Origin of the sequence: Actinopolymorpha sp. NPDC004070 (assembly GCF_040610475.1) — a bacterium.
Taxonomy (GTDB): domain Bacteria; phylum Actinomycetota; class Actinomycetes; order Propionibacteriales; family Actinopolymorphaceae; genus Actinopolymorpha.
Genome location: NZ_JBEXMJ010000001.1, coordinates 503,258 through 523,455, shown reverse-complemented (window position 1 = coordinate 523,455; position 20,198 = coordinate 503,258). Strand labels below are relative to the sequence as shown.

Sequence of the window (20,198 nt, the reverse complement as noted above, 5' to 3'; positions counted from 1 at the left end):
TCTCGCCTCATGGGGCGCACTGACGAGATCGCTGACAGGTACGTCGACGACTACGCCGCGGCCGACCCGGTGGGCGCGACGTTCGCCGGCATCGCCGGGTACGACGACCAGCTCACCGACTACTCCCCCGACGGCTTCACCCGTCGCGCCGACCTGGCCCGCGCGGCCGTCCGCGAACTGGAGGAGACCGAGCCGGCCGACGAGCGGGAGACGGTCGCCCGTGCGGCCATGCTCGAACGCCTCGGTCTCGAACTCGAACGCCACGACGCCGGTGTCACCACCAGCGACCTCAACGTCGTGGCCAGCCCGCTGCAGGACGTCCGCGGCGCGTTCGACCTGATGCCCACCGACAGCGAGGCGGCGTGGGCCGCGGTGGCTGCCCGGCTGGCGCGGGTTCCCGAAGCGCTCGGCGGCTTCCGGCGCACGCTCGCCGAGGCCGCCGCCGGCGGGCGGGTCGTGTCCCGCCGGCAGATCGAGGCGTGTGCCGACCAGTGCCGGTCCTGGCTTCCGCCCGAGGACGACTTCTTCGGGTCGCTGGTCGCGCAAGCGGAGGTTGACAGCGAAGGTGCCGCCGCCGGGCCCGCGCTGAGGGCCGACCTCTCCCGGGGTGCAGAGGTGGCCCGGCAGGCGGTCGCGGACTTCGAGCGGTTCCTGCGCGACGAGCTGGCGCCGAAGGGCCGGGCAACCGACGGAGTGGGTGAGGAGCAGTACGCCCTCGCCTCCCGCTACTTCCTCGGTGCCGCCGTCGACCTCGCCGAGACCTACGCCTGGGGCTGGGACGAGCTGACCCGGATCGAGACGGACATGCGCGGCGTCGCCGACCGGATCGTCTCCGGCGGCACGGTCGCGGACGCCGTGGCCGCGCTCGACGCCGACCCTGAGCGCCGGATCGCCGACAAGGACTCCTTCCGCGACTGGATGCAGGAACTCGCCGACCGCACCGTCACCGAACTCGCCGGCGTCCACTTCGACATCCCGGACGAGATCCGCCGGATCGAGTGCCGGATCGCGCCCACCAGCGACGGCAGCATCTACTACACCGCGCCGAGTGAGGACCTCGCCCGCCCGGGCCGGATGTGGTGGTCGGTCCCCAAGGGCGTCACGTCGTTCGCCACCTGGAAGGAGGTGACCACGGTCTTCCACGAGGGCGTGCCCGGTCACCACCTGCAGGTCGCGCAGACCGTCGTACGCAAGGACCTCCTCAACCGCTGGCAGCGCCTGCTGTGCTGGGTCTCCGGACACGGTGAGGGCTGGGCGTTGTACGCCGAACGCCTGATGGACGAGCTCGGCTACCTCGACGAACCCGGCGCGAAGCTCGGCATGCTGGACGCGCAGGCGTTCCGGGCCGCACGCGTGGTGGTCGACCTCGGACTGCACCTCGGCTACCCGATCCCGCCGAACGCCTTCGGCTGGCGGGTCGGTGAGAAGTGGACTCCCGAACTCGCGCTGGAGTTCATGCTCGCCCACACCCGGATCGACGAGGACTTCCTGCGCTTCGAGGTGAACCGCTACCTCGGCTGGCCGGGGCAGGCACCGTCGTACAAGGTCGGCGAGCGGATCTGGTTGGCCGCCCGCGACGACGCCAAGGCACGCAAGGGTTCGACCTTCGACCTGAAGGGGTTCCACCGCGCGGCGCTCGACCTCGGTTCGCTCGGCCTCGACCCCCTGCGGGACGCCCTCGCCCGTCTGTGATTCCTGCGTGGGCGCGCCGCGCGTCTCACGCCCATGGCGAAGCGTCCGACCGCCGCTCACCAACTGGCGCCGTTCCCCTCCACGAGTGCCAGGACGGCGAACTCCCCCACTACTGCCAGTACGGCGAACAACGGATACCAACGGTATTTCCACTGCGCGGCGAACCAACCCGTCCACGCGAAATAGCAGGCAAGACCTCCCAGCAGGCCCATCACCCCGACACCCCAGTCATCCGGCTCCAAACCGCGTTGCAGCCTGAACCATATTGCTAGCACGGCTATGAGGAACGCGAAAATTGCTGGATACATCACAAAGAAACGAAGGTCGTCGAAGGAGCGATATCCGAGTCCTCGTCGGAACGCCGCGCGTCGGGGGGACCTCTCCATCCCGCTCTCTCGTTCGGCCCGCTCGAGTTCCTCGATACTCCTTCGCATGCGGCCTTGCCGGTAGATCCGGCCCATTGTCAACAGGAACTTGTCAAGGATCCTGTCGACGCCTCGAAGGAGCGTCATCGCTCTGACTGCCCTCCTCGCGCTCGTTCTATCGGAAATCCGGAGCTTATCGGACGGCCAACCTCGCCGTCTCGATTCATCCACAGCGTGACCGCACGAGCGTCCACAGGCAGCCGTTCGGCGCAGTTGTCCACAGCGCCTACGCCGAGAGACGAGCTACAGGTTGCCACGGACCTATGCTCCCTGACGTCAGATCCGTCGAGCGAAAGCGCGGTGCCGTGAGCCTCACCGTTGTTCCTGATGACCTCGATGACTTCGCCCGACTCCTTGGGAGGGCAGGTGACGACGCGGAGGCGATCCATGCGCACGCCCGTCGGTATGGCGCGATTTCGCTGACGTCGAAAGGGTTCATAGCGCTGGTGAAGGACTGCCACCAGGAGTTCTACGGCCCTCTGTGCACCCAGCTCGGCGAGCTCTCCCACCTCTTGGAGAATGCAGAGAGGCAGGTCCGACTGGCGGCATCGCGCTATCGATCGACCGATCTCGAAGCGGCGCAGCGACTCGATGGTGCGCTGCCTCCGACCCGACGGTGAGGCGTGGCCATGAACACGGACAACACCTATGGCGACACCGGGTTCGCCGACGTCGTGGATCCGCAGGAAAACCTCGTTCACCCGAGCGGCATCAACGGCTATCCCGCGACACTCCTCGACGCCGTCGACGATGTGATGGCCCTGACAAGCCCGTCGGCCTGGATCCTCGAACTCGTTTATGGAACGCTCGGTACGGACCCCTTCCAGGAGGTCGCGGCCCGGCTGGCAGGAGATTGGAAGTGCTTCGCCGACTGTGTTGACCTGTGGCACATGCTCGGTGACGCCTACGGAGCCGTTGCCACCAACCTGCGCCGCGGTAACGCTCTCCTCGACGCGACCTGGGACGGCAACGCGGCCGACGCCGCCTTCGCCTACTTTCGAGACCTCACGACCTATCTTGACTCTCTCGATCGGGCGCTCAAAGTCGGCTCCGAAGAGTACGAGCGTCTCGCGCTGCTCGTGTGGTACGGCGCAAAGGGGCTCGGCGAACTACTCCAGACACTCGTTGACTTCGCGCTGTGCGCAGCGACTGCTCTCGCCGCAGGCGGCGCCACCGCGGCAACGGGCATCGGACCGGTCGTGGCGGCGGCAGTTGCGGCGGCGGCGCTTACCAAGATTGGTCAGACGTGGATTCTCATCACGAGGATCCTGACCAGGATGGAGGTTGGCATCTTCGCGGTTTGCGGGAGCATTGCCCGGGTCTGTCACACCATCAAGCACCTGCCCCGGCCCCCTGTTGATCCCGCATTGTCCACGGCTCCCGCGGCCGGTGACTGGGGTGCACACGGTCATGGGTCCTGACGCGATGTCCGGTGGACGGTTCGGGGTGGACTACGAGAAGGAATTGGACGGGCTCCGGCGGCTCGCCGACGATCCTGGTCGTGATCGTCTCATCCGCCGGTCGCTGGACATACTCGCCGCGGACAGCACCCGCCCCGTGCTGCGCGACTTCGCCGAGGACGTCCGCCACGGGCGGATGGGCCTGGCCGAGGCCGCTTCCTCCTCCGCGTACGCGGGGGAGTTCACCACCCACGTGCGCGGTTTCCTCGACTGGTACACCCAGCTGTCCAGCGACGAGCGAGCGGCGCAGGCCGCCGCGGGCGAGGCCTACCTGGCCTCGCTCACAGAGGAGGACAACCTCGAGGAAGCCTCATGACCCCTTGGAGAGCGACCGGCTCACCACTCGGCGAGCGAGCCGTCGTCGCGCCGGAAGGTCGGGGTACGCCACCGGTGGCCCACCTCGGCGGCCCGCGCGACCTCCTTCTCGTCCACCTCGATGCCGAGCCCGGGCTTGGTCGGCCGGGTGACGTAGCCGTCGGCGAACCCGAACACCGACGTGTCCACGAGGTAGTCGAGCAGGTCCGAGCCCTCGTTGTAGTGGATGCCGAGGCTCTGCTCCTGGATGAGCGCGTTGGGGCTGGCGAAGTCGACCTGGAGCGAGGCGGCCAGGGCGATCGGCCCGAGCGGGCAGTGCGGCGCCAGAGCGACGTCGTACACCTCCGCCTGTGCGGCGATCCGGCGTACCTCCGAGATCCCGCCCGCGTGGGAGAGGTCCGGCTGCGCGATCGCGATGCCTGCGGACAACACGTCCTTGAAGTCCCACCGGGAGTACAACCGCTCCCCGGTGGCGATCGGGATCGACGTGGAGGAACAGATCTGGCCGATCTGGTCGGTCAGCTCCGGGACGAGGGGCTCCTCGACGAAGAACGGCAGGTAGGGCTCCAGCAGCGGCAGGGTCCGCCGGGCCATGGCCACCGTGAACCGGCCGTGGAAGTCGATGGCGATGTCGAAGTCCGGTCCGCATGCCTCCCTGATCGCCGCCACCCGGTCGACCAGGGCCAGGCACTGCGCGGCGGTGTCCACCCGCCGCATCTCCCCGCCGCCGTTCATCTTGATCGCGGTGAAGCCCTGGTCCTGCATGTTCTTCGCCGCGTCGGCCACCACGTCCGGCCGGTCACCGCCGATCCAGCCGTAGACCCGCATCCGGTCGCGGACGTGACCGCCCAGAAGTTGGTAGACCGGAACGCCGTGCACCTTGCCGGCGATGTCCCACAGCGCCTGGTCGATCCCGGCGACCGCACTGGAAAGGACTGGGCCGCCGCGGTAGAAGTTGCCCTTGCTGAGCACCTGCCAGTGCTCCTCGATCCGCAGCGGGTCCTGGCCGACGAGGTAGTCGGCCGCCTCGTCCACCGCAGCCGCGACGGTGTGCGCGCGACCCTCGACGATCGGCTCGCCCCAGCCCGTCACACCCTCGTCGGTGTCGATTCGCAGGAAGCACCACCGGGGCGCCACGAGATAGGTCGTCAGGCCGGTGATCTTCACCGCGGAACTCCTTCCACGCATTCGTCGATGCGAGCGACCACAGCTCGCACAGGGAGCGGGGTCGCCGTCGCGTACATCCGCGACGACGCTACCGGAGACATCACCGCGGTGGACCGTGCCCGGCCGGTCGCGACCGGACCCGGCCCACCGGCTCCGGCCACCCACCGAAGCCGGGCGGACGCCACGGGGCTCAGCCCGTGGCGGGGCGTCCCGCCGCCACGAAGGCGGGGGGCTAAGGTCGGCGGTGCGGTTGGTTCGCCGGTCCGCTCGCCAGGACCGGTGAGGCAAGAGGGAACCCGGTGCAAGCCCGGGACTGCCCCGCAGCGGTGAGTGGGAACGACAGCCGTGAGATCGCACTGGGCGGCATCATCAGCCACCTGGGAAGCGACGGCCAGTAGGACCACCGGCAGATGACGGCCGGTACGCCCACGAGTCCGAAGACCTGCCATCCGTGCGTGGGCCGACCGGCCCGCGGTGGTCCGTGGCCTCGTGGGAAGGCGACCGGGCGACCGGCACGACGCCGCCGTCGTTCGACCTCGTCTCCCCTCGTCCGCCCCGGACCGTCCGAGTTCCCGAGGGAAGGACTCCATGGAAACCGTGCGTACGACCGTCCTCGGCTACCCCCGGATCGGGGCGCGCCGTGAACTGAAGCGAGCCACCGAGGACTACTGGGCCGGCCGGATCGACGCCGCGGCACTGCACCAGGCCGCCGCCGACCTGCGCCGCGACACGTGGGAAACCCTGCGCGACGCCGGCGTCGATCTCATCCCGTCGCACACTTTCTCGTTCTATGACCACGTACTCGACCACGCCGAGTTGTTCGGCGCCGTGCCGCGCCGGTTCGCCGGGCTGGAGGGGCTGGACCGGTACTTCGCGATGGCCCGCGGCACCGAGGGCGTGCCGCCGCTGGAGATGACGAAGTGGTTCGACACCAACTACCACTACCTCGTCCCCGAACTCGGGCCGGACACCACGTTCCGCACCGCCGGTGCGCGGTCCCGGCCGGTCGCGGAATACCAGGAGGCGGCCGCGCTCGGCGTCACCACCCGGCCCGTTCTGCTCGGCCCGCTGAGCTTCCTTCTCCTGGCGAAACCCGCGGTTGACGCACCGAAGGACTTCCGCCCGCTCGACCTGCTCGAGCCTCTGCTGGACGCCTACGTGGGGCTTCTGGACGCACTGGCCGACGCCGGCGTCGAGTGGGTCCAACTGGACGAGCCGGTGCTCGCCGCCGACCGTGACGCAGCCGAACTCTCCGCGCTGAGGACGGCGTACGAACGCCTGGGATCGACCGCCCACCGGCCGAAGCTGATGGTGGCGACGTACTTCGGGCCGATCGGCCCGGCACTGCCCGTCCTGGCCGGCACCCGGATCGACGGACTGGCGCTCGACCTCGTGGCCGGAGCCGCCGACGCGGACCGGATTGCCGCCGCCGGGCTCGGTGACCGCACGGTGGTGGCGGGTCTGGTCGACGGCCGCAACATCTGGCGTACCGACCTGTCCCGTGCCATGTCCGTCGCGGCGTCCCTGCTCGGCTCCGTCAGGGACCTGGTGGTCGGCACCTCCTCGTCGTTGCTGCACGTGCCGCTCGATCTCACCCTCGAGGAGGACCTGCCCGCCGGGCTGCGCGACCGGCTCGCCTTCGCCCGCCAGAAGGTCGACGAGGTGGTCCTGCTCGGCCGCGCCCTGCGCGAGGGCCACGGCGCGGTCGAACGCGAACTCTCCGCGGCCTCGGCCGGCACCGGCACCCCTGCGGAGACCGTGGACGGCCGGGTCCGGGCCAGGCTGGCCGGCCTGGGCACGGGCACTGCCCGGCGCGACTACGCCGACCGCGCCCGCTTGCAGGCCGAGGCCGGCGGGCTGCCCCCGCTGCCGACGACCACGATCGGCTCGTTCCCGCAGACCGCCAGGATCCGCCGGGCGCGGGCCGACCTGCGAGCCGGCCGGATCGACCAGGCCACCTACGACGCGCGGATGCGGGGCGAGATCGACGAGATCATCGCGTTGCAGGAGGACATCGGACTGGACGTGCTCGTCCACGGTGAGCCCGAACGCAACGACATGGTGCAGTACTTCGCCGAAAGGCTGTCCGGATTCGCCAGCACGTCCCACGGCTGGGTGCAGTCCTACGGCACCCGCTACGTCCGGCCGCCGATCCTCTACGCCGACGTGGCCCGGCCGGAGCCGATGACGGTGGAGTGGACCACGTACGCCCAGTCCCGGACCGGCAGACCTGTCAAGGGAATGTTGACGGGGCCGGTCACCATGCTGGCCTGGTCCTTCGTACGCGACGACCAGCCGCTGGCCGAGACCGCCCGGCAGGTGGCGCTCGCGCTGCGCGACGAGATCCGCGACCTGGAGGCGGCAGGTATCCGCTACATCCAGGTCGACGAACCCGCCCTGCGTGAACTGCTCCCGCTGAGGGCGGCGGACCAGCCCGCCTACGTCGACTGGGCTGTGGCCGCGTTCCGGCTGGCCACCTCCGGGGTCGCGGAGCGAACCCAGATCCACTCGCACATGTGCTACTCGGAGTTCGGGGAGATCGTCGACACCATCGACGCCCTGGACGCCGACGTCACCAGCGTGGAGGCGGCGCGGTCGCGGATGGAACTCGTCACCGACCTGGCCAAGGCCGGCTACCGGCGCGGCATCGGCCCGGGCGTCTACGACATCCACAGCCCGCGCGTGCCCACCGTGGACGAGATCGAGGAGGCGCTCCGGCTGGCACTGGAGGCGGTGCCGCCCGACCGGCTGTGGGTCAACCCCGACTGCGGTCTGAAGACCCGCACCTACGCCGAGGTCGAGCCGGCGCTCCGGCACCTGGTCGAGGCCACCCGCCGGGTCCGCGCCACGCTGACCAGCTAGCCCGCCCTGCCTGGGCCACCCAGGATCAGCCCGCCCGGGCTGGGCCCACCCAGGATTGGCCCGCGGGCTGGGCCTACCCAGGATTGGCCCGCGGGCTGGGCCTACCCAGGATTGGTTCGCTCGGACCGGGCCCACCCAGGCTTGGCCCACCTGCGTCCGGTTGGTACTCCGCCCGGCACCGCTCGTCGCGAGCGGTGCCGGGCGGGCCGGACCGCTCCCTCCCCCGCACTGTGGCGGGCGACGGCCTACCCTGCTGCACGTGGCGCAGTACGCCTCGCAACCCACCCTGATCCTGCGGACCGGCCCGGAGATCGCCGAGTATCCGCCGAGGACGACGTTCGGTCCCCGGACCCTCGTCGACTTCGAGTTCGTCTGGCTGCTGCGCGGCAGCGCCCACTGGCAGTGCGGCGACCACCGGCTCGACCTGCACCCCGGCACCCTGCTCCTCGCCAGGCCGGGCATGCGCGACCACTTCCGCTGGGATCCCGAACACCCCTCCGCCCATGCGTACGCGCACTTCCGCGTCACCGACGCCGGCGGACTGGGCGACCCCGACCACTGGCCGCTCACCAGGTCCCTGTCACCCGCGGACCCGATGGCGGCACTGTGCGGGTACGCGCTGTGGCTCGCCGGCGACGCCCCGAACCCCGACCTCGCCCGAACCGCGGAGGTTCTGGGCTGGCTGCTGGACCTGTTCGTCCGCGGGCCGGTACCCGACGACGTGGCCCCCGACGCAGGGCTGTCGCCGCATCTGCGCCGGCTGGCCGACTCGGTGGCCGCCGCCTGGCGCGACCACGGCACCCGCCCGCTCTCACTCGGCGAACTCGCCGCGGCCGCCGGGGTCTCGCCGGGGCACCTGAGCCGGCTCTTCCGGGCGGACTACTCCGTCGGCCCGGTCGCCGCGATGGAACTCGTCCGCCTCGCCCGGGCCGCCACCCTGCTCCAGCGCAGCAATCTCACGGTCGCGGCGGTCGCGAACGCGTGCGGCTTCAGCAGCCCGTTCCACTTCTCCCGGCGCTTCCGCGCGGTCTACGGCGTACCGCCCCGCACCTACCGGACGGCCCACGCCACCGACGACCCACACGAACCACTCACCCGGGCCGGCCTGCTCCGGCTCGCCCGCCGGCTCCTCGCCGACCACACCTGACCAGGCTCATACAGGACGGGACACACCACACCGGAACCGGCTCATACCGACACCGGGTGGCGGCCGGCGTAGGTGCGGGCCAGCGTGAAGGTGCGCTCGGCGACGTCGCGGATGCTGCTCCGGTCGAAGCCGTACAGCGCGCTGCGCAGCACGTCGCCGAACGGCGAGGTCCAGTGCCGTGGGATCCCGCCCCGCCCGGCGAACGCCCCGGCGGCCGACCCGACCGTGGCGCCGTTGGAGTCGGTGTCCAGGCCCGCCTGCACGGCCAGCCCGATCGCCGTGCCGTAGTCGTCGCCGGCGTAGAGCAGGGCGAGCGCGCAGACCGCGGCGTTGTTGATGGTGTGGATCCAGTGGTAGTGGCCGTACCGCTTCCGCAACTGCGCCGACGCGTCGTGCCAGTCGGGGTAGGCGTCGCGCGCCTCGACCGCCCAGCGCAGCGCCTCGGCCAGGCGGGACCGCGACGGTACGTGCCGGATCGACTCCTCCACCGCCTCCCGCAGGGAGCCGGCGGTGAACGCCGCGGACACCAGTGCCGCCGCCCACATCTCGCCGTAGATGCCGTTGGCCACGTGCGACAACGAGGCGTCGGCGAACGCGAGGACGGCCGCGTCACGTGGCCTGCCCGCACAGACGTACCCGAACACGTCACCGCGGATCTGCGCACCGATCCACTCGCGGAAGGGGTTGTCGACCACGGCCGACCTGCCGGGCTCGACGCCGCACACCAGGTTGCGGTAGGTGACGCGTTCGGCGGTGTAGGTGAGGTGGTACGGCAACCGCTGGAGCCACTCCCCCGCCACGTCGGCGGTGGTGAAGCCGAACCCCCGGCTCTCCAGCAGGTGCAGGCCGAGGAGGGTGTAGTCGAGGTCGTCGTCGCGGGGGGCGTAGCGGATCCGGCCCTTGGTGCTCTCCCCCCACGACGGGTGCAGCGCGTAGCCGTCGGGCATCGGCTGGAGCCGGCTCACGTAGTCGCGGAGCGGGTAGTTGCCGGTGAGCTCCAGGTACGAACGCAGCCGCTCCGGCGTCCAGAACTCACCGTCCTCGACGGGCTTGCCCAGACAGTTGCCCGCGCACCGCCCGAGCCAGGCGGCCTGGATCCGGTCGCGGAGTTCGGCGGCGCCGATCGGCCGGACCGGTGCGGTGCAGCCGGAGGGGAGCTCGGCGAGGATCTCGGGGAGAGTGGAGGGTTCGACGTAGGGCCAGTCCGGCCGTACGGGCGCGTCGGCCAACTGGTCGAGCAGTGTCCGGGCGCGGTCCGGCGCCACCTCCCACGCCGGGCCGGTCAGTTGTGCGGTCACCGCCGACACGTCGTGACCGGACTCGCTCCGCTGGGCGAGTTCGTGGTCGAGAACAGTCGGCAGGCTGGAGTACTCGATTGCCACGGGCTCTCCTCACAGGTCCGTTACGGGCTCCCGCAGGTGCCGATGCGGGCCCGTCCCGCGTCCGGCGGGCCGAAAAGATGCTCGAAGCGTGCGATGAGGATCCGACACGAACCCCGCTCCGTTTTGCCGCCGGTCCGGCAGCGGACCCCCATGATCGCGATGATCCCCAGAGTGCGCTGCGGGGCCCGGCATTTCACAACCGCGGTGGTCGGCCCGCTCGGATCGGGCGGGTTCGTAGAATGCGCCGATGACCGCAAGCTCCTCCGGCAAGGTCCGGCTGGTTCTGGCCTCGGCTTCGCCCGCCCGGCTCGCCACGCTGCGAGCCGCCGGGATCGAACCCGACGTGATCGTGTCCGGCGTGGACGAAACGGTGGACACCGAAGCGACCGACACCGCCGGGCACGCGCTCGTCCTCGCCTGCCGCAAGGCCGAGGCCGTGGCCGCCGGCCTCGTCCGAGGCGACGCCGACGCCGGCCGCTCCGGCGGTCAGGGCGGCCTGGTGGCCACGTCCACGCTGGTCCTCGGCTGTGACTCCGTACTCGAGTTCGACGGCGAGACGCTCGGCAAGCCCGGAACCGCCGCGGAGGCCCGGCTCCGCTGGCTGCGCATGCGCGGTCGAAGCGGCGTCCTGCACACCGGCCACTATGTGATCTCGGCCGAAAGTGGCCGGACCGCCCAGGGCACCGCCTCCACGACGGTGTGGTTCGCCGACGTCACCGACGAGGAGATCGAGGCGTACGTCGCGACCGGCGAGCCGCTGGCGGTGGCCGGAGCGTTCACCGTGGACGGCCTCGGCGGCGCGTTCGTCGAGCGGGTGGAGGGCGACCACCACAACGTCGTGGGAGTCTCCCTGCCGTTGCTGCGCAGGCTGCTGCGCAGGCTCGACGTCACCTGGCCCGAACTCTGGAACCGTTCCCACTGATCCCACCGGATCCCGCCTGGTCCCGTTCGGGACGTCAACCCCGGCTTGCGTACGGCGAGTGCGGCTGAGACGCCGCCGCACGCAGGCCGGGGTCGCGGGACCGGCCGGGCGGTGGGCCCGTCGTCAGGACTTCGGGCGCAGCCGGAGGTTCTGCATGCCGCCGTCGACACACAACTCGACGGCCGTGCTGGCGGCGGCGCCCGGCGAGGCGAGGTAGACGATCCCCTGCGCCACCTCCTCGGCCGACACCAGCCGGCCCATCGGCTGCCGGGCCTCCAGCGCCCTGCGCTCGGCCTCGGGGTCCTCGGCCTTGTCCAGCAACCGGCCGACCCACGGGGTGTCCGCGGTGCCGGGGTGGACGCAGTTGACCCGGATGCCGTCGTCGAGGTGGTCGGCCGCCATCGCGAACGTCAGCGCCCGCACCGCACCCTTGGACGCGCTGTAGAGCGCCCGTTGCGGGATGCCCGCGGTGGCCGCGATCGAACAGGTGTTGACGATCACCGCCGACGGTGACTGCCGCAGGTGCGGGAGGGCCGCCCGGCTGACCCGGGCGATGCCGACCACGTTGACGTCGAACACCCGGTGCCACTCGGCGTCGTCGTTGTCGGCGACGGTGCCCTGCGCGCCGATCCCGGCGTTGTTGACCAGGACGTCGAGCCGGCCGAACCGGCGTACGACCTCGGCGATCGCCGCGGTGACCGACGCGTCGTCGGTGACGTCGCAGGCCACACCCGCCAGCGGTGCGGGTACGTCGTCGGGCTTGAGGTCCAGGCAGGCGACCTGGGCCCCCTGCTGGGCCAGCCGGCCCGCCGTGGCCAGGCCGATGCCGGAGGCGCCGCCGGTGACCGCGGCGACCAACCCGTCGAACTCACCCATCGAACTGCTCCCCTCGTTCGTACTCACGCTTCACGCGTCGACCAGTCGCTGCCGCTGCTTGCCCAGGCCGTCGATCTCCAGCTCCATCACGTCACCGGAGCCGAGGTAGGGGAAGCGCCCGGACAGCGCGACACCCTGCGGCGTGCCGGTGTTGATCAGGTCACCGGGGTCGAGCACGAGGTACTGCGACAGGTGCCAGACGAGGTAGGCGACGTCGAACACCATGTCGGCGGTGGTGGAGTCCTGGCGGACCTCGCCGTTGACCGACGAACCGAGCCGCAGCTTCTGCGGGTCGACCTCGTCCGCGGGCACCAGCCACGGCCCGAGCGGGTTGAACGTCTCCGCGCACTTGCCCTTGGACCACTGCCCGCCGGACTGTTCGATCTGGAAGGCGCGCTCGGAGACGTCGTTGGACACGACGTAGCCGGCCACGTGCTCCAGCGCGACCTCCGGGGACTCGAGGTAGCGCGCGGTCTTGCCGATCACCACGCCCAGCTCGACCTCCCAGTCGGTCCGGGTCGCACCGCGCGGCACCACCACGTCGTCGTACGGGCCGACGACGGTGTTGGGGTGCTTGAAGAACAGGATCGGGGTCTTCGGCGGCGGGTCACCGGACTCGGCGGCGTGCGCGGCGTAGTTCTGGCCGATGCACAGGACCGCTCCGGGCCGGGCGATCGGCGGACCGACGCGCAGTCCGCTGCCGTCGCCCGGGTCGTCGATCGGCGACAGCCGGTCGGAGGCCACCGCCTCGCGAGCCGTGGCGATGCCGCCACCGGCGAGGAACGCCCCGTCGATGTCGTTGGTCACCGGGGACAGGTCGAGGAGCCGGCCGTCGTCCGTACGGACCGCGGGCCGCTCGGCGCCGGGGGCGCCAAGTCGCAACAACTGCACGTACGTGCCTCCTTGTCGCGGCGTCTCGGCGGACGTCGCACGTGGTGACGGCACCGCTCCCGGCGACTCACCGGATCGTCGCCGCCGGAAGCGGTGCCGTCGCGAACATCGGGACCGGCAGCCAGGACGTGCCCGACAGGCACGCCCCGGACGCCGGGGTCAAGGGTCAGCTCCAGCTGGACAGGCCGCGCTCGACCAGCCACTCCGCACCCGTGCGGGAGACGTCGAAGGGGTCTCCGGGCGCCTCGTCGAGCTCGATGACGTGGTAACCCACGTTGGTGCCGGCGGCGATCGCGGCGGGGTTGTCGACCGACCCCTGGCCGACGGCCGTCTGCAGCTGGCCGCGCACACCCGGGCCGTCCTTGACGTGCAGGGTGAAGACGCGGTCGACGTAGGAGGAGATGACCTGGGCGGGGTTCTGCCCGGCGGTGTGTGCCCAGTAGACGTCCACCTCCAGGAACACCCGCGGGTCGAGGTGGCCGACGAGGATGTCGTACGCCGGGGTGCCGTCCTCGACGGGCTGCCACTCGAAGTCGTGGTTGTGGTAGCCGACCTTGACCCCGCGCGCGGCGGCCCGCTCGGCGGCGGCGTTCAGGCCCTCGGCCAGCAGCTTCACGCCGTCGGCCTTGGCGAGCACGTCGTTGCCCATGCCGCCACCCACACCCGCGACCGCGCCGGGCACCGGCGCGACCAGCCGGTCGGTGCCGAGGATCTCCAGCTCGTCGTAGACCCCGTCGGCCTCGTCGCCCGCGGACACCGAGCCGTGCACGGCGACGACCTTCAGGCCGTTGGCGTCCAGCTGCGAGCGGAACTCGCGCGCGTCGGCCAGCCGCTCCTCCAGCGGTCGCTGGGGGTTTCCAATACCGAACGGCTCGACGGCCCGGAAGCCCTGCTCCGCGGCCCTGGCCAGGGCGGCGCCGCGATCAGCGGCCATCGCGTCGCGCACGGTGTACAACTGCAGGGCGAGGGGTGTCGCCATAACTTCACACTCCGTTGTCGGTTGGACGGTGGATCGGCCGCCAGGGTCGAGACAGTCGGGCACCATCCTGCCGCAGCAGCCTCTGAGCTCGTCCAGCGTCCCAGTGCCTGAGACGTGGCGTCCGCCAGAGGCCGCCCAGGTCAGCGGGCGTGTCGCCGCTCACGTCGGCGCGTGCGGGCCCGGACGGACGTCCGGGATCGGACAGCCGCCGTCACATCGGCGGGACGCCGCGCCGTTTGTCCGGGGTACGCCGGTCCTTGGTCTGCGCCGCGGCCAGCCGGGCCACGATCTCCGCACGCAGGTCGGCGGGCTCCACGATGGCGTCGATCACCAGGTCGGACGCCAGCCGGAGAATGTCGATGTCGTGTTCGTACTCCGCCCGCAGCCGTTCGACGTAGGCGGCCCGCTCCTGCGCGTCCTCGATCTGGGCGATGCGGTTGTAGTAGACGGCGTTGATCGCCGCCTCCGGCCCCATCACCGCGATCTTCGCCGTGGGCAGCGCGATACACGCGTCCGGGGAGAAGCCCGGCCCGCACATGGCGTACAACCCGGCTCCATAGGCCTTCCGTACGACCACCGACACCGTGGGGACGGTCGCGTCGGCCACCGCGGTGATCATCTTCGCACCGGCCCGGATGATGCCCTGGCGTTCGACCTCGCTGCCGATCATGAAGCCGGGCACGTCGGCGAGATAGACCAGTGGCACGTTGAACGCGTCGCAGAGCCAGATGAACCTCGCCGCCTTGTCCGCGCTGTCCACGAACAGCACGCCACCGCGCACGGCCGGGTTGTTGGCGACGATGCCGACGACCTGTCCCTCCAGTCGGCCGAACCCGACGATGAGTTCGGCGGCGTAGAGCGGCTTCACCTCGAAGAAGCTGTCCGCGTCCAGCAACGCGTCCAGCAGGACGTGCATGTCGTACCCCGCGCTGTCCTGTGCCGGCACCAGGTCGGCGGTGAACGGCCGGCCCGGCGGGCGGGCGTCGAACTCCGGCGGCTGGTCGCGCCAGGTCGCGGGCAGGTAGGAGAAGTACTCCCTGGCGAGCTCGATCGCCTCCTCGTCGTCGGCGGCGAGCAGGTCCCCGCAACCGGAGACGGTGGTGTGCATCCGCGCACCACCCATCTCCTGAAGCGAGACCTTCTCACCTACCACCATCTCCGCCATCCGCGGCGAACCGAGGTACATCGACGCGTTCGACTCCACCATGATCACCAGGTCGCAGAACGACGGGATGTAGGCGCCACCGGCCGCCGACGGTCCGAACAGGCAGCAGATCTGGGCGACCTTGCCCGACAGCGCGACCTGGTTGGCGAAGATCCGGCCCGCGCCCCGGCGGCCGGGGAACAGCTCCACCTGGTCGGTGATGCGCGCGCCCGCGGAGTCGACCAGCCAGAAGATCGGCAGCTCGTCGCGCAGCGCGACCTCGGTGACGCGCACGATCTTCTCCACCGTCCGCGCGCCCCAGGATCCGGCCTTCACCGTGGGGTCGTTGGCGACCACCAGCACCGGCCGCCCGTCGACCAGTCCGCGCCCGGTGACCACGCCGTCGGCCGGCAGCCCGTCGGCCAGCGCGTTGGCGAGCTGGCCATCCTCGACGAACGTGCCCTCGTCGACGAGCAGTGCGATCCGCTCGCGGACGTAGAGCTTGTTCTGGTCGGCCAGCTTGGCCGCGCCCTTCTCGGTGGGCCGCAGGGTGGCTTCCCGGGCGGCGGCCATCTCGCGCGCGCCGTTCGTTCGTACGGGCACACCCGGCCGGAGGGGCTCACCCGCTCCTAGGGGCTGATCAGTCACGCCAACTCCCCGTTCTGCCGACTTTCCGCAGCCGTTCCCCGCAGGCTAGGCCATCCCCCGTGGGTCCCGCCGAACCCGCGCCAGAACATGCTTCAGGCGACCGGGAGTCCGAGCCCGCGGGCGATCACCATGCGCTGGATCTCGCTGGTCCCCTCGCCGATCTCGAGGATCTTCGCGTCACGGTAGAAGCGGGCCACGGGGTACTCCTCCATGAACCCGTAGCCGCCGAACACCTGCGTAGCGGTGCGCGTCGCGGTCACCGCGGCCTCGCTGGCGAACAGCTTGGCCATCGCGGCCGCCTGCTTGAGCTCCGCGGCCGGTCGCCCGGCGTCCTTCATCGCCGCCGCCTTGTACGTCAGCAGCCGGCTGGCCTCGATCGCCACCCGCAGGTCGGCGAGCTGGAACGACAAGCCCTGGTTGACACCGATCGGGCGGCCGAACGCGATCCGGTTCTTCGCGTACTCCGTGGCCTCGTCAAGGCAGCCTTGCGCGAGCCCGGTGGCCAGCGCCGCGATGGCGATCCGGCCCTCGTCCAGCGTCGCCAGGAACTGCCGGAGACCGGAGCCGCGCTCGCCCAGCAGGTGGTCGGCCGGGACGCGGCAGTTGTCGAACGACAGCGGGTGGGTGTCGGAGGCGTGCCAGCCGAGCTTGCGGTAGGCGGGCTCGACGGTGAAGCCGGGCGTGCCGGCGGGGACGATGATCGCGGAGATCTCCGGACTGGCGTCGTCGGCCTGGCCGGTGCGGGCGGTCACCGTCACCAGCGACGTGATGGGTGTCCCGGAGTTGGTGATGAACTGCTTCCCGCCGTTGATCACCCAGGAATCGCCGTCCAGACGGGCGCGGGTGCGGGTGGCCCCGGCGTCCGAGCCCGCCTCGGCCTCGGTCAACCCGAACCCGGCGAGCGCCTGGCCGGTGGCAAGGTCGGGCAGCCATCGGGTCTTCTGCTCCTCGGTGCCCCACGCCAGGATCGGGCCGATGCCGAGCCCGACCGCGGCCTCCAGGGTGAGCCCCATCGACTGGTCGACCCGGCCGATCTCCTCGATCGCGACGCACAGGCTGGTGAAGTCGCCGCCGCTCCCGCCGTACTCCTCCGGCACCACCAGGCCGAACAACCCGAGCTTGCCCATCGCCGCCACCGCCTCGACGGGGAAATGGTGGGCTTCGTCCCAGCGGGCGACGTGCGGGGCGATCTCGGCCCGGGCGAAGTCGCCGACCACCTCGCGGAAGGTCTCGTGCTCGGGAGAGAGCTCGAAGGTCATGGTGGGCTCCCAGGAGCTCGCAGGTTTACGCTTACGTAAACGTAAGCCGAGGCCGTCGATCCGCGCAAGGGGACGAAGGACATGCCGGGAGCAGGAGCAGACGCCCCGACCTGGACGATCACGCAGCTCGCCGAGGAGTACGACGTGACGCTGCGGACGATCCGTTTCTACGAGGACAAGGGTTTCCTGGCGCCGGAGCGCCGGGGCAGTCAGCGGATCTTCCACGCGCGCGACCGGGTGCGGCTGGGGCTGGTGCTGCGCGGGCGGCGACTGGGGTTCTCGCTGCGGGAGATCGAGACGATCATCGGGATGTACGACGCGGAGCCGGGCGAGCAGGGGCAGTTGCGCTACCTGCTGGAGCAGATCGGCTCGCGCCGCCGGGAACTGGAGCAGCGCCGCCGCGACATCGACACCACGCTCGCGGAACTGGCCGAGGTGGAGCGGCGCTGCAAGGAGGACCTGGAGCGGCTCGGCGCCGAGTGAGCGAAGTGGTCGGCGAGGAACGAGCCGCCCGCGCAGCGAACGAGGAGCCGAACGCGACCATCGAACCAGAGCGGCTCGGCGCCGAGTGAGCGATGTACCCGTGAAGCTTCACGCTTCGCCGTGAGCCGGGTCCGGCGCTCCGCGCAGCCGAGATCCCAAGCTGGGAAGACTTACGGGTGCTATAGGCCCCACAGGTCTTCCCAGCTCGGCGACACAGCCGCACGAAGGAACGTCCCTGGATCAGTCACGGAGCTCACACCGGATCATGGGCTTGCGCATATACCGTAGGGGGGTATGGTGTGCGGCATGGAGAAGGTGAGATCCGTGAGCGCACCGCAGCCTGAGAACGCACCGCCCGGTCGGGCCGGGCAGGACGAACGGGCCGCGCATGCTGGCCATGCCCCCGCACACACCGGGCATGACAACCACATGGCGCATGCCGGACACAGCGAGCAGGCCGAGCAGGCCGAGCAGGCCGGGCACGCCGGGCACGGCGGGCACGACAAGCACGCCGGACACGACCCGGAGATGTTCCGCCGGAAGTTCTGGCTGAGCCTGCTGCTGACGCTGCCGATCGTGGCGACCAGCGAGATGGTGATGCGATGGTTCGGCTACTCGCTGGACTTCCCCGGGATCACCTGGGTCGGCCCGGTGCTGGGCACGGTCGTCTTCCTCTACGGCGGCTGGCCCTTCCTGGCGGGAGCCGTCGCCGAGCTTCGCGACCGCGCGCCGGGGATGATGCTGCTGATCTCGCTCGCGGTCGTCGTCGCCTACGTCGCGTCCGCGGCCAGCAGCCTCGGCTGGTTCGACCTGGAGTTCTGGTGGGAGCTCGCCGCGCTGATCACCATCATGCTGCTGGGGCACTGGCAGGAGATGAAGGCGATCGGCCAGGCGCAGGGTGCCCTTGCGGCGTTGGCGAAACTGCTGCCCGACGATGCCGAGCGCGTCACGCCGGACGGCACCGAGCGGGTGCCGGTCGACGCACTGACGGTCGGTGACGTCGTACTCGTCCGGCCGGGCGCCCGGGTGCCCGCGGACGGACGGGTGGTCGACGGGGGCGCCGAGGTCGACGAGTCGATGATCACCGGGGAGTCCCGCCCGGTTCCGCGTACGGTCGGGGACCGCGTGGTCGCCGGCACCGTGGCGACCGACTCCGCCGTCCGGGTGGAGGTGCAGGCGGTCGGCGAGGACACCGCATTGGCCGGGATCGCTCGCATGGTCGCCCAGGCGCAGGCCTCCGGTGGCCGGGCACAGGCACTGGCCGACCGGTTCGCCGCGCTGTTGTTCTACGTGGCGGTCGCGGCCGGCGTCGTCACGTTCGCCGTCTGGTGGCTGCTCGGCGACCTCGACAACTCGGTGGTGCGGAGCGTCACCGTCCTGGTGATCGCCTGCCCGCACGCACTCGGCCTGGCCATCCCGTTGGTGATCGCGCTGTCCACGGCGTTGGCCGCCCGCGCCGGCATTCTCGTCAAGGACAGGTTGGCACTGGAGCGGATGCGTACCGTCGACGCGGTTCTGTTCGACAAGACCGGAACGCTGACCAAGGGACAGCACAAGGTCGTCGCCGTGACCACCACGTCCGCGCGGACCGGGGACGCCTCGCCGCTCTCAGAGGATCGGCTGCTCGCGGTGGCCGCGGCGGTCGAGGCCGACAGCGAGCACCCGCTGGCGCGCGCGGTCGTCAGTGCCGCGAAGGAACGCACCTCCCCGGCGACGGCGAGCGACTTCCGCTCCCTGGCCGGTCGCGGGGTGCAAGCCAGAGTTGACGGTACGTCGTACGCCGTCGGCGGGCCGGCGCTGCTGCGGGAGTTCGGCACGGCGGTCCCTGACGACCTGCACGACACCGTTGCCGGCTGGGAGGGGCGCGGCGCAGCCGTTCTCTACCTGGTGCGGACGGACACCGGCACCGGCACCAACACCGGCGCCTACACCGGCGCCCACGTGCTCGGCGCCATGGCGCTGGAGGACGAAGTACGCCCGGAGGCGCGGGAGGCGATCGCGCACCTGCGGGAGCTCGGCGTCACCACCATCGCCATGGTGACCGGCGACGCCCGTCCCGTCGCCGAGGCGGTCGCGGCGGACCTCGGGTTCGTCCCGGGGGTGGACGAGGTGTTCGCCGAGGTGCTCCCTGCCGACAAGCAGCGCGCTGTGGCCAGGCTGCAGGAACGCGGGCTGGCGGTCGCCATGGTGGGCGACGGCGTCAACGATGCGCCCGCCCTCGCCGCGGCCGACGTCGGCCTCGCGATCGGCGCGGGCACAGACGTGGCGATCGAGTCCGCCGGTGTGGTGCTGGCCGCCTCAGACCCGCGGGCGGTGGCCGGCGTGGTCCGGCTGTCGCGCGCGTCGTACCGCAAGATGGTGCAGAACCTCGGCTGGGCGGCCGGCTACAACGTCGTCGCGATCCCGCTGGCCGCGGGCGCCCTGGCCTGGGCCGGTGTCACCCTCAGCCCCGCCGTCGGTGCGGTGCTGATGTCGGTGTCCACGATCGTGGTGGCGCTGAACGCCCAGCTGCTCCGCCGCGTCCGGCTCTCGCCGTAGGCACAGGC

Annotated in this window: 17 protein-coding genes and 1 riboswitch; of the genes, 9 read left to right on the top strand and 8 right to left on the bottom strand. The window is 71.2% G+C overall.

The genetic code is table 11. The annotated features are described in order from the left end of the window. The first annotated feature begins 9 nt into the window (after positions 1-9). A complete protein-coding gene (locus ABZV93_RS02380) occupies positions 10-1,692 on the top strand; it encodes a DUF885 domain-containing protein (RefSeq protein WP_354928994.1) in 1,683 nt (560 codons plus the stop codon). Positions 1,693-1,748: 56 nt separating this feature from the next. Here the strand turns inward: ABZV93_RS02380 and ABZV93_RS02375 are convergent, their stop codons facing one another. Further along, entirely contained in the window at positions 1,749-2,204 is a 456-nt protein-coding gene (locus ABZV93_RS02375; RefSeq protein ID WP_354928991.1) for a hypothetical protein, read from the bottom strand. Between the two features lie 176 nt (positions 2,205-2,380). Between ABZV93_RS02375 and ABZV93_RS02370 the strand changes: the two genes are divergently transcribed. From ABZV93_RS02370 to ABZV93_RS02360, 3 genes are read left to right on the top strand one after another with little or no spacing between them, the layout of a single operon-like run. Then, positions 2,381-2,737: a type VII secretion target gene (locus ABZV93_RS02370; RefSeq protein WP_354928988.1), complete on the top strand. Its 357-nt coding sequence runs from the start codon at positions 2,381-2,383 to the stop codon at positions 2,735-2,737. Positions 2,738-2,746: 9 nt separating this feature from the next. After that, complete coding sequence (locus ABZV93_RS02365) at positions 2,747-3,538, top strand: hypothetical protein (protein WP_354928985.1); 792 nt, start codon at positions 2,747-2,749, stop codon at positions 3,536-3,538. Then, on the top strand, positions 3,528-3,893 hold the full coding sequence (locus ABZV93_RS02360; RefSeq protein WP_354928982.1) for a hypothetical protein: 366 nt from the start codon (positions 3,528-3,530) through the stop codon (positions 3,891-3,893). The genes ABZV93_RS02365 and ABZV93_RS02360 overlap by 11 nt, the downstream gene beginning before the upstream one ends. A 20-nt stretch (positions 3,894-3,913) precedes the next feature. On the opposite strand, the gene dgoD is transcribed toward ABZV93_RS02360, so the two are convergent. After that, entirely contained in the window at positions 3,914-5,059 is a 1,146-nt protein-coding gene (gene dgoD, locus ABZV93_RS02355; protein WP_354928979.1) for a galactonate dehydratase, read from the bottom strand. Positions 5,060-5,293: 234 nt separating this feature from the next. Continuing rightward, a riboswitch (cobalamin riboswitch) is annotated at positions 5,294-5,524 on the top strand. Between the two features lie 123 nt (positions 5,525-5,647). Between dgoD and metE the strand changes: the two genes are divergently transcribed. Continuing rightward, complete coding sequence (gene metE / locus ABZV93_RS02350; protein ID WP_354928976.1) at positions 5,648-7,921, top strand: 5-methyltetrahydropteroyltriglutamate--homocysteine S-methyltransferase; 2,274 nt, start codon at positions 5,648-5,650, stop codon at positions 7,919-7,921. A gap of 259 nt (positions 7,922-8,180) precedes the next feature. Then, positions 8,181-9,068, top strand: coding sequence for a helix-turn-helix transcriptional regulator (locus ABZV93_RS02345; protein ID WP_354928973.1), 888 nt, complete (start codon positions 8,181-8,183; stop codon positions 9,066-9,068). Positions 9,069-9,109: 41 nt separating this feature from the next. Here ABZV93_RS02345 and ABZV93_RS02340 read toward each other — a convergent pair whose 3' ends face one another. Beyond that, complete coding sequence (locus ABZV93_RS02340) at positions 9,110-10,450, bottom strand: ADP-ribosylglycohydrolase family protein (RefSeq protein WP_354928970.1); 1,341 nt, start codon at positions 10,448-10,450, stop codon at positions 9,110-9,112. A 247-nt stretch (positions 10,451-10,697) separates the two neighbouring features. Here ABZV93_RS02340 and ABZV93_RS02335 point away from each other — a divergent pair, with 247 nt between their 5' ends. Then, positions 10,698-11,372 (top strand): nucleoside triphosphate pyrophosphatase, encoded by a 675-nt coding sequence (locus ABZV93_RS02335; protein WP_354928967.1) that lies wholly within the window; start codon positions 10,698-10,700, stop codon positions 11,370-11,372. A 123-nt stretch (positions 11,373-11,495) separates the two neighbouring features. Here ABZV93_RS02335 and ABZV93_RS02330 read toward each other — a convergent pair whose 3' ends face one another. The 5 genes from ABZV93_RS02330 to ABZV93_RS02310 all read right to left on the bottom strand — a co-directional run bounded on the left by ABZV93_RS02330 (position 11,496) and on the right by ABZV93_RS02310 (position 17,169). Next, positions 11,496-12,248, bottom strand: coding sequence for an SDR family oxidoreductase (locus ABZV93_RS02330; RefSeq protein ID WP_354928964.1), 753 nt, complete (start codon positions 12,246-12,248; stop codon positions 11,496-11,498). Positions 12,249-12,278: 30 nt separating this feature from the next. Beyond that, positions 12,279-13,139, bottom strand: a complete 861-nt coding sequence (locus ABZV93_RS02325; protein WP_354928961.1) for a fumarylacetoacetate hydrolase family protein — start codon at positions 13,137-13,139, stop codon at positions 12,279-12,281. A 166-nt stretch (positions 13,140-13,305) separates the two neighbouring features. Next, positions 13,306-14,118, bottom strand: coding sequence for a sugar phosphate isomerase/epimerase (locus ABZV93_RS02320; RefSeq protein WP_354928958.1), 813 nt, complete (start codon positions 14,116-14,118; stop codon positions 13,306-13,308). 211 nt (positions 14,119-14,329) lie between these two features. Continuing rightward, positions 14,330-15,910 (bottom strand): acyl-CoA carboxylase subunit beta, encoded by a 1,581-nt coding sequence (locus ABZV93_RS02315; protein WP_354928955.1) that lies wholly within the window; start codon positions 15,908-15,910, stop codon positions 14,330-14,332. A gap of 92 nt (positions 15,911-16,002) precedes the next feature. Beyond that, positions 16,003-17,169, bottom strand: coding sequence for an acyl-CoA dehydrogenase family protein (locus ABZV93_RS02310; protein WP_354928952.1), 1,167 nt, complete (start codon positions 17,167-17,169; stop codon positions 16,003-16,005). Between the two features lie 81 nt (positions 17,170-17,250). Here ABZV93_RS02310 and ABZV93_RS02305 point away from each other — a divergent pair, with 81 nt between their 5' ends. Beyond that, positions 17,251-17,652: a MerR family DNA-binding transcriptional regulator gene (locus ABZV93_RS02305; protein ID WP_354928949.1), complete on the top strand. Its 402-nt coding sequence runs from the start codon at positions 17,251-17,253 to the stop codon at positions 17,650-17,652. 429 nt (positions 17,653-18,081) lie between these two features. Further along, a complete protein-coding gene (locus tag ABZV93_RS02300; RefSeq protein WP_354928946.1) occupies positions 18,082-20,190 on the top strand; it encodes a heavy metal translocating P-type ATPase in 2,109 nt (702 codons plus the stop codon). Positions 20,191-20,198 lie beyond the last annotated feature (8 nt).

Coding starts and splice junctions, on each gene's coding strand:
- ABZV93_RS02380 (WP_354928994.1), top strand. CDS start 10: ATGGGGCGCACTGACGAGATCGCTGACAGGTACGTCGACGACTACGCC.
- ABZV93_RS02375 (WP_354928991.1), bottom strand. CDS start 2,204: ATGACGCTCCTTCGAGGCGTCGACAGGATCCTTGACAAGTTCCTGTTG.
- ABZV93_RS02370 (WP_354928988.1), top strand. CDS start 2,381: ATGCTCCCTGACGTCAGATCCGTCGAGCGAAAGCGCGGTGCCGTGAGC.
- ABZV93_RS02365 (WP_354928985.1), top strand. CDS start 2,747: ATGAACACGGACAACACCTATGGCGACACCGGGTTCGCCGACGTCGTG.
- ABZV93_RS02360 (WP_354928982.1), top strand. CDS start 3,528: ATGGGTCCTGACGCGATGTCCGGTGGACGGTTCGGGGTGGACTACGAG.
- metE (WP_354928976.1), top strand. CDS start 5,648: ATGGAAACCGTGCGTACGACCGTCCTCGGCTACCCCCGGATCGGGGCG.
- ABZV93_RS02335 (WP_354928967.1), top strand. CDS start 10,698: ATGACCGCAAGCTCCTCCGGCAAGGTCCGGCTGGTTCTGGCCTCGGCT.
- ABZV93_RS02330 (WP_354928964.1), bottom strand. CDS start 12,248: ATGGGTGAGTTCGACGGGTTGGTCGCCGCGGTCACCGGCGGCGCCTCC.
- ABZV93_RS02320 (WP_354928958.1), bottom strand. CDS start 14,118: ATGGCGACACCCCTCGCCCTGCAGTTGTACACCGTGCGCGACGCGATG.
- ABZV93_RS02310 (WP_354928952.1), bottom strand. CDS start 17,169: ATGACCTTCGAGCTCTCTCCCGAGCACGAGACCTTCCGCGAGGTGGTC.
- ABZV93_RS02305 (WP_354928949.1), top strand. CDS start 17,251: ATGCCGGGAGCAGGAGCAGACGCCCCGACCTGGACGATCACGCAGCTC.
- ABZV93_RS02300 (WP_354928946.1), top strand. CDS start 18,082: ATGGCGCATGCCGGACACAGCGAGCAGGCCGAGCAGGCCGAGCAGGCC.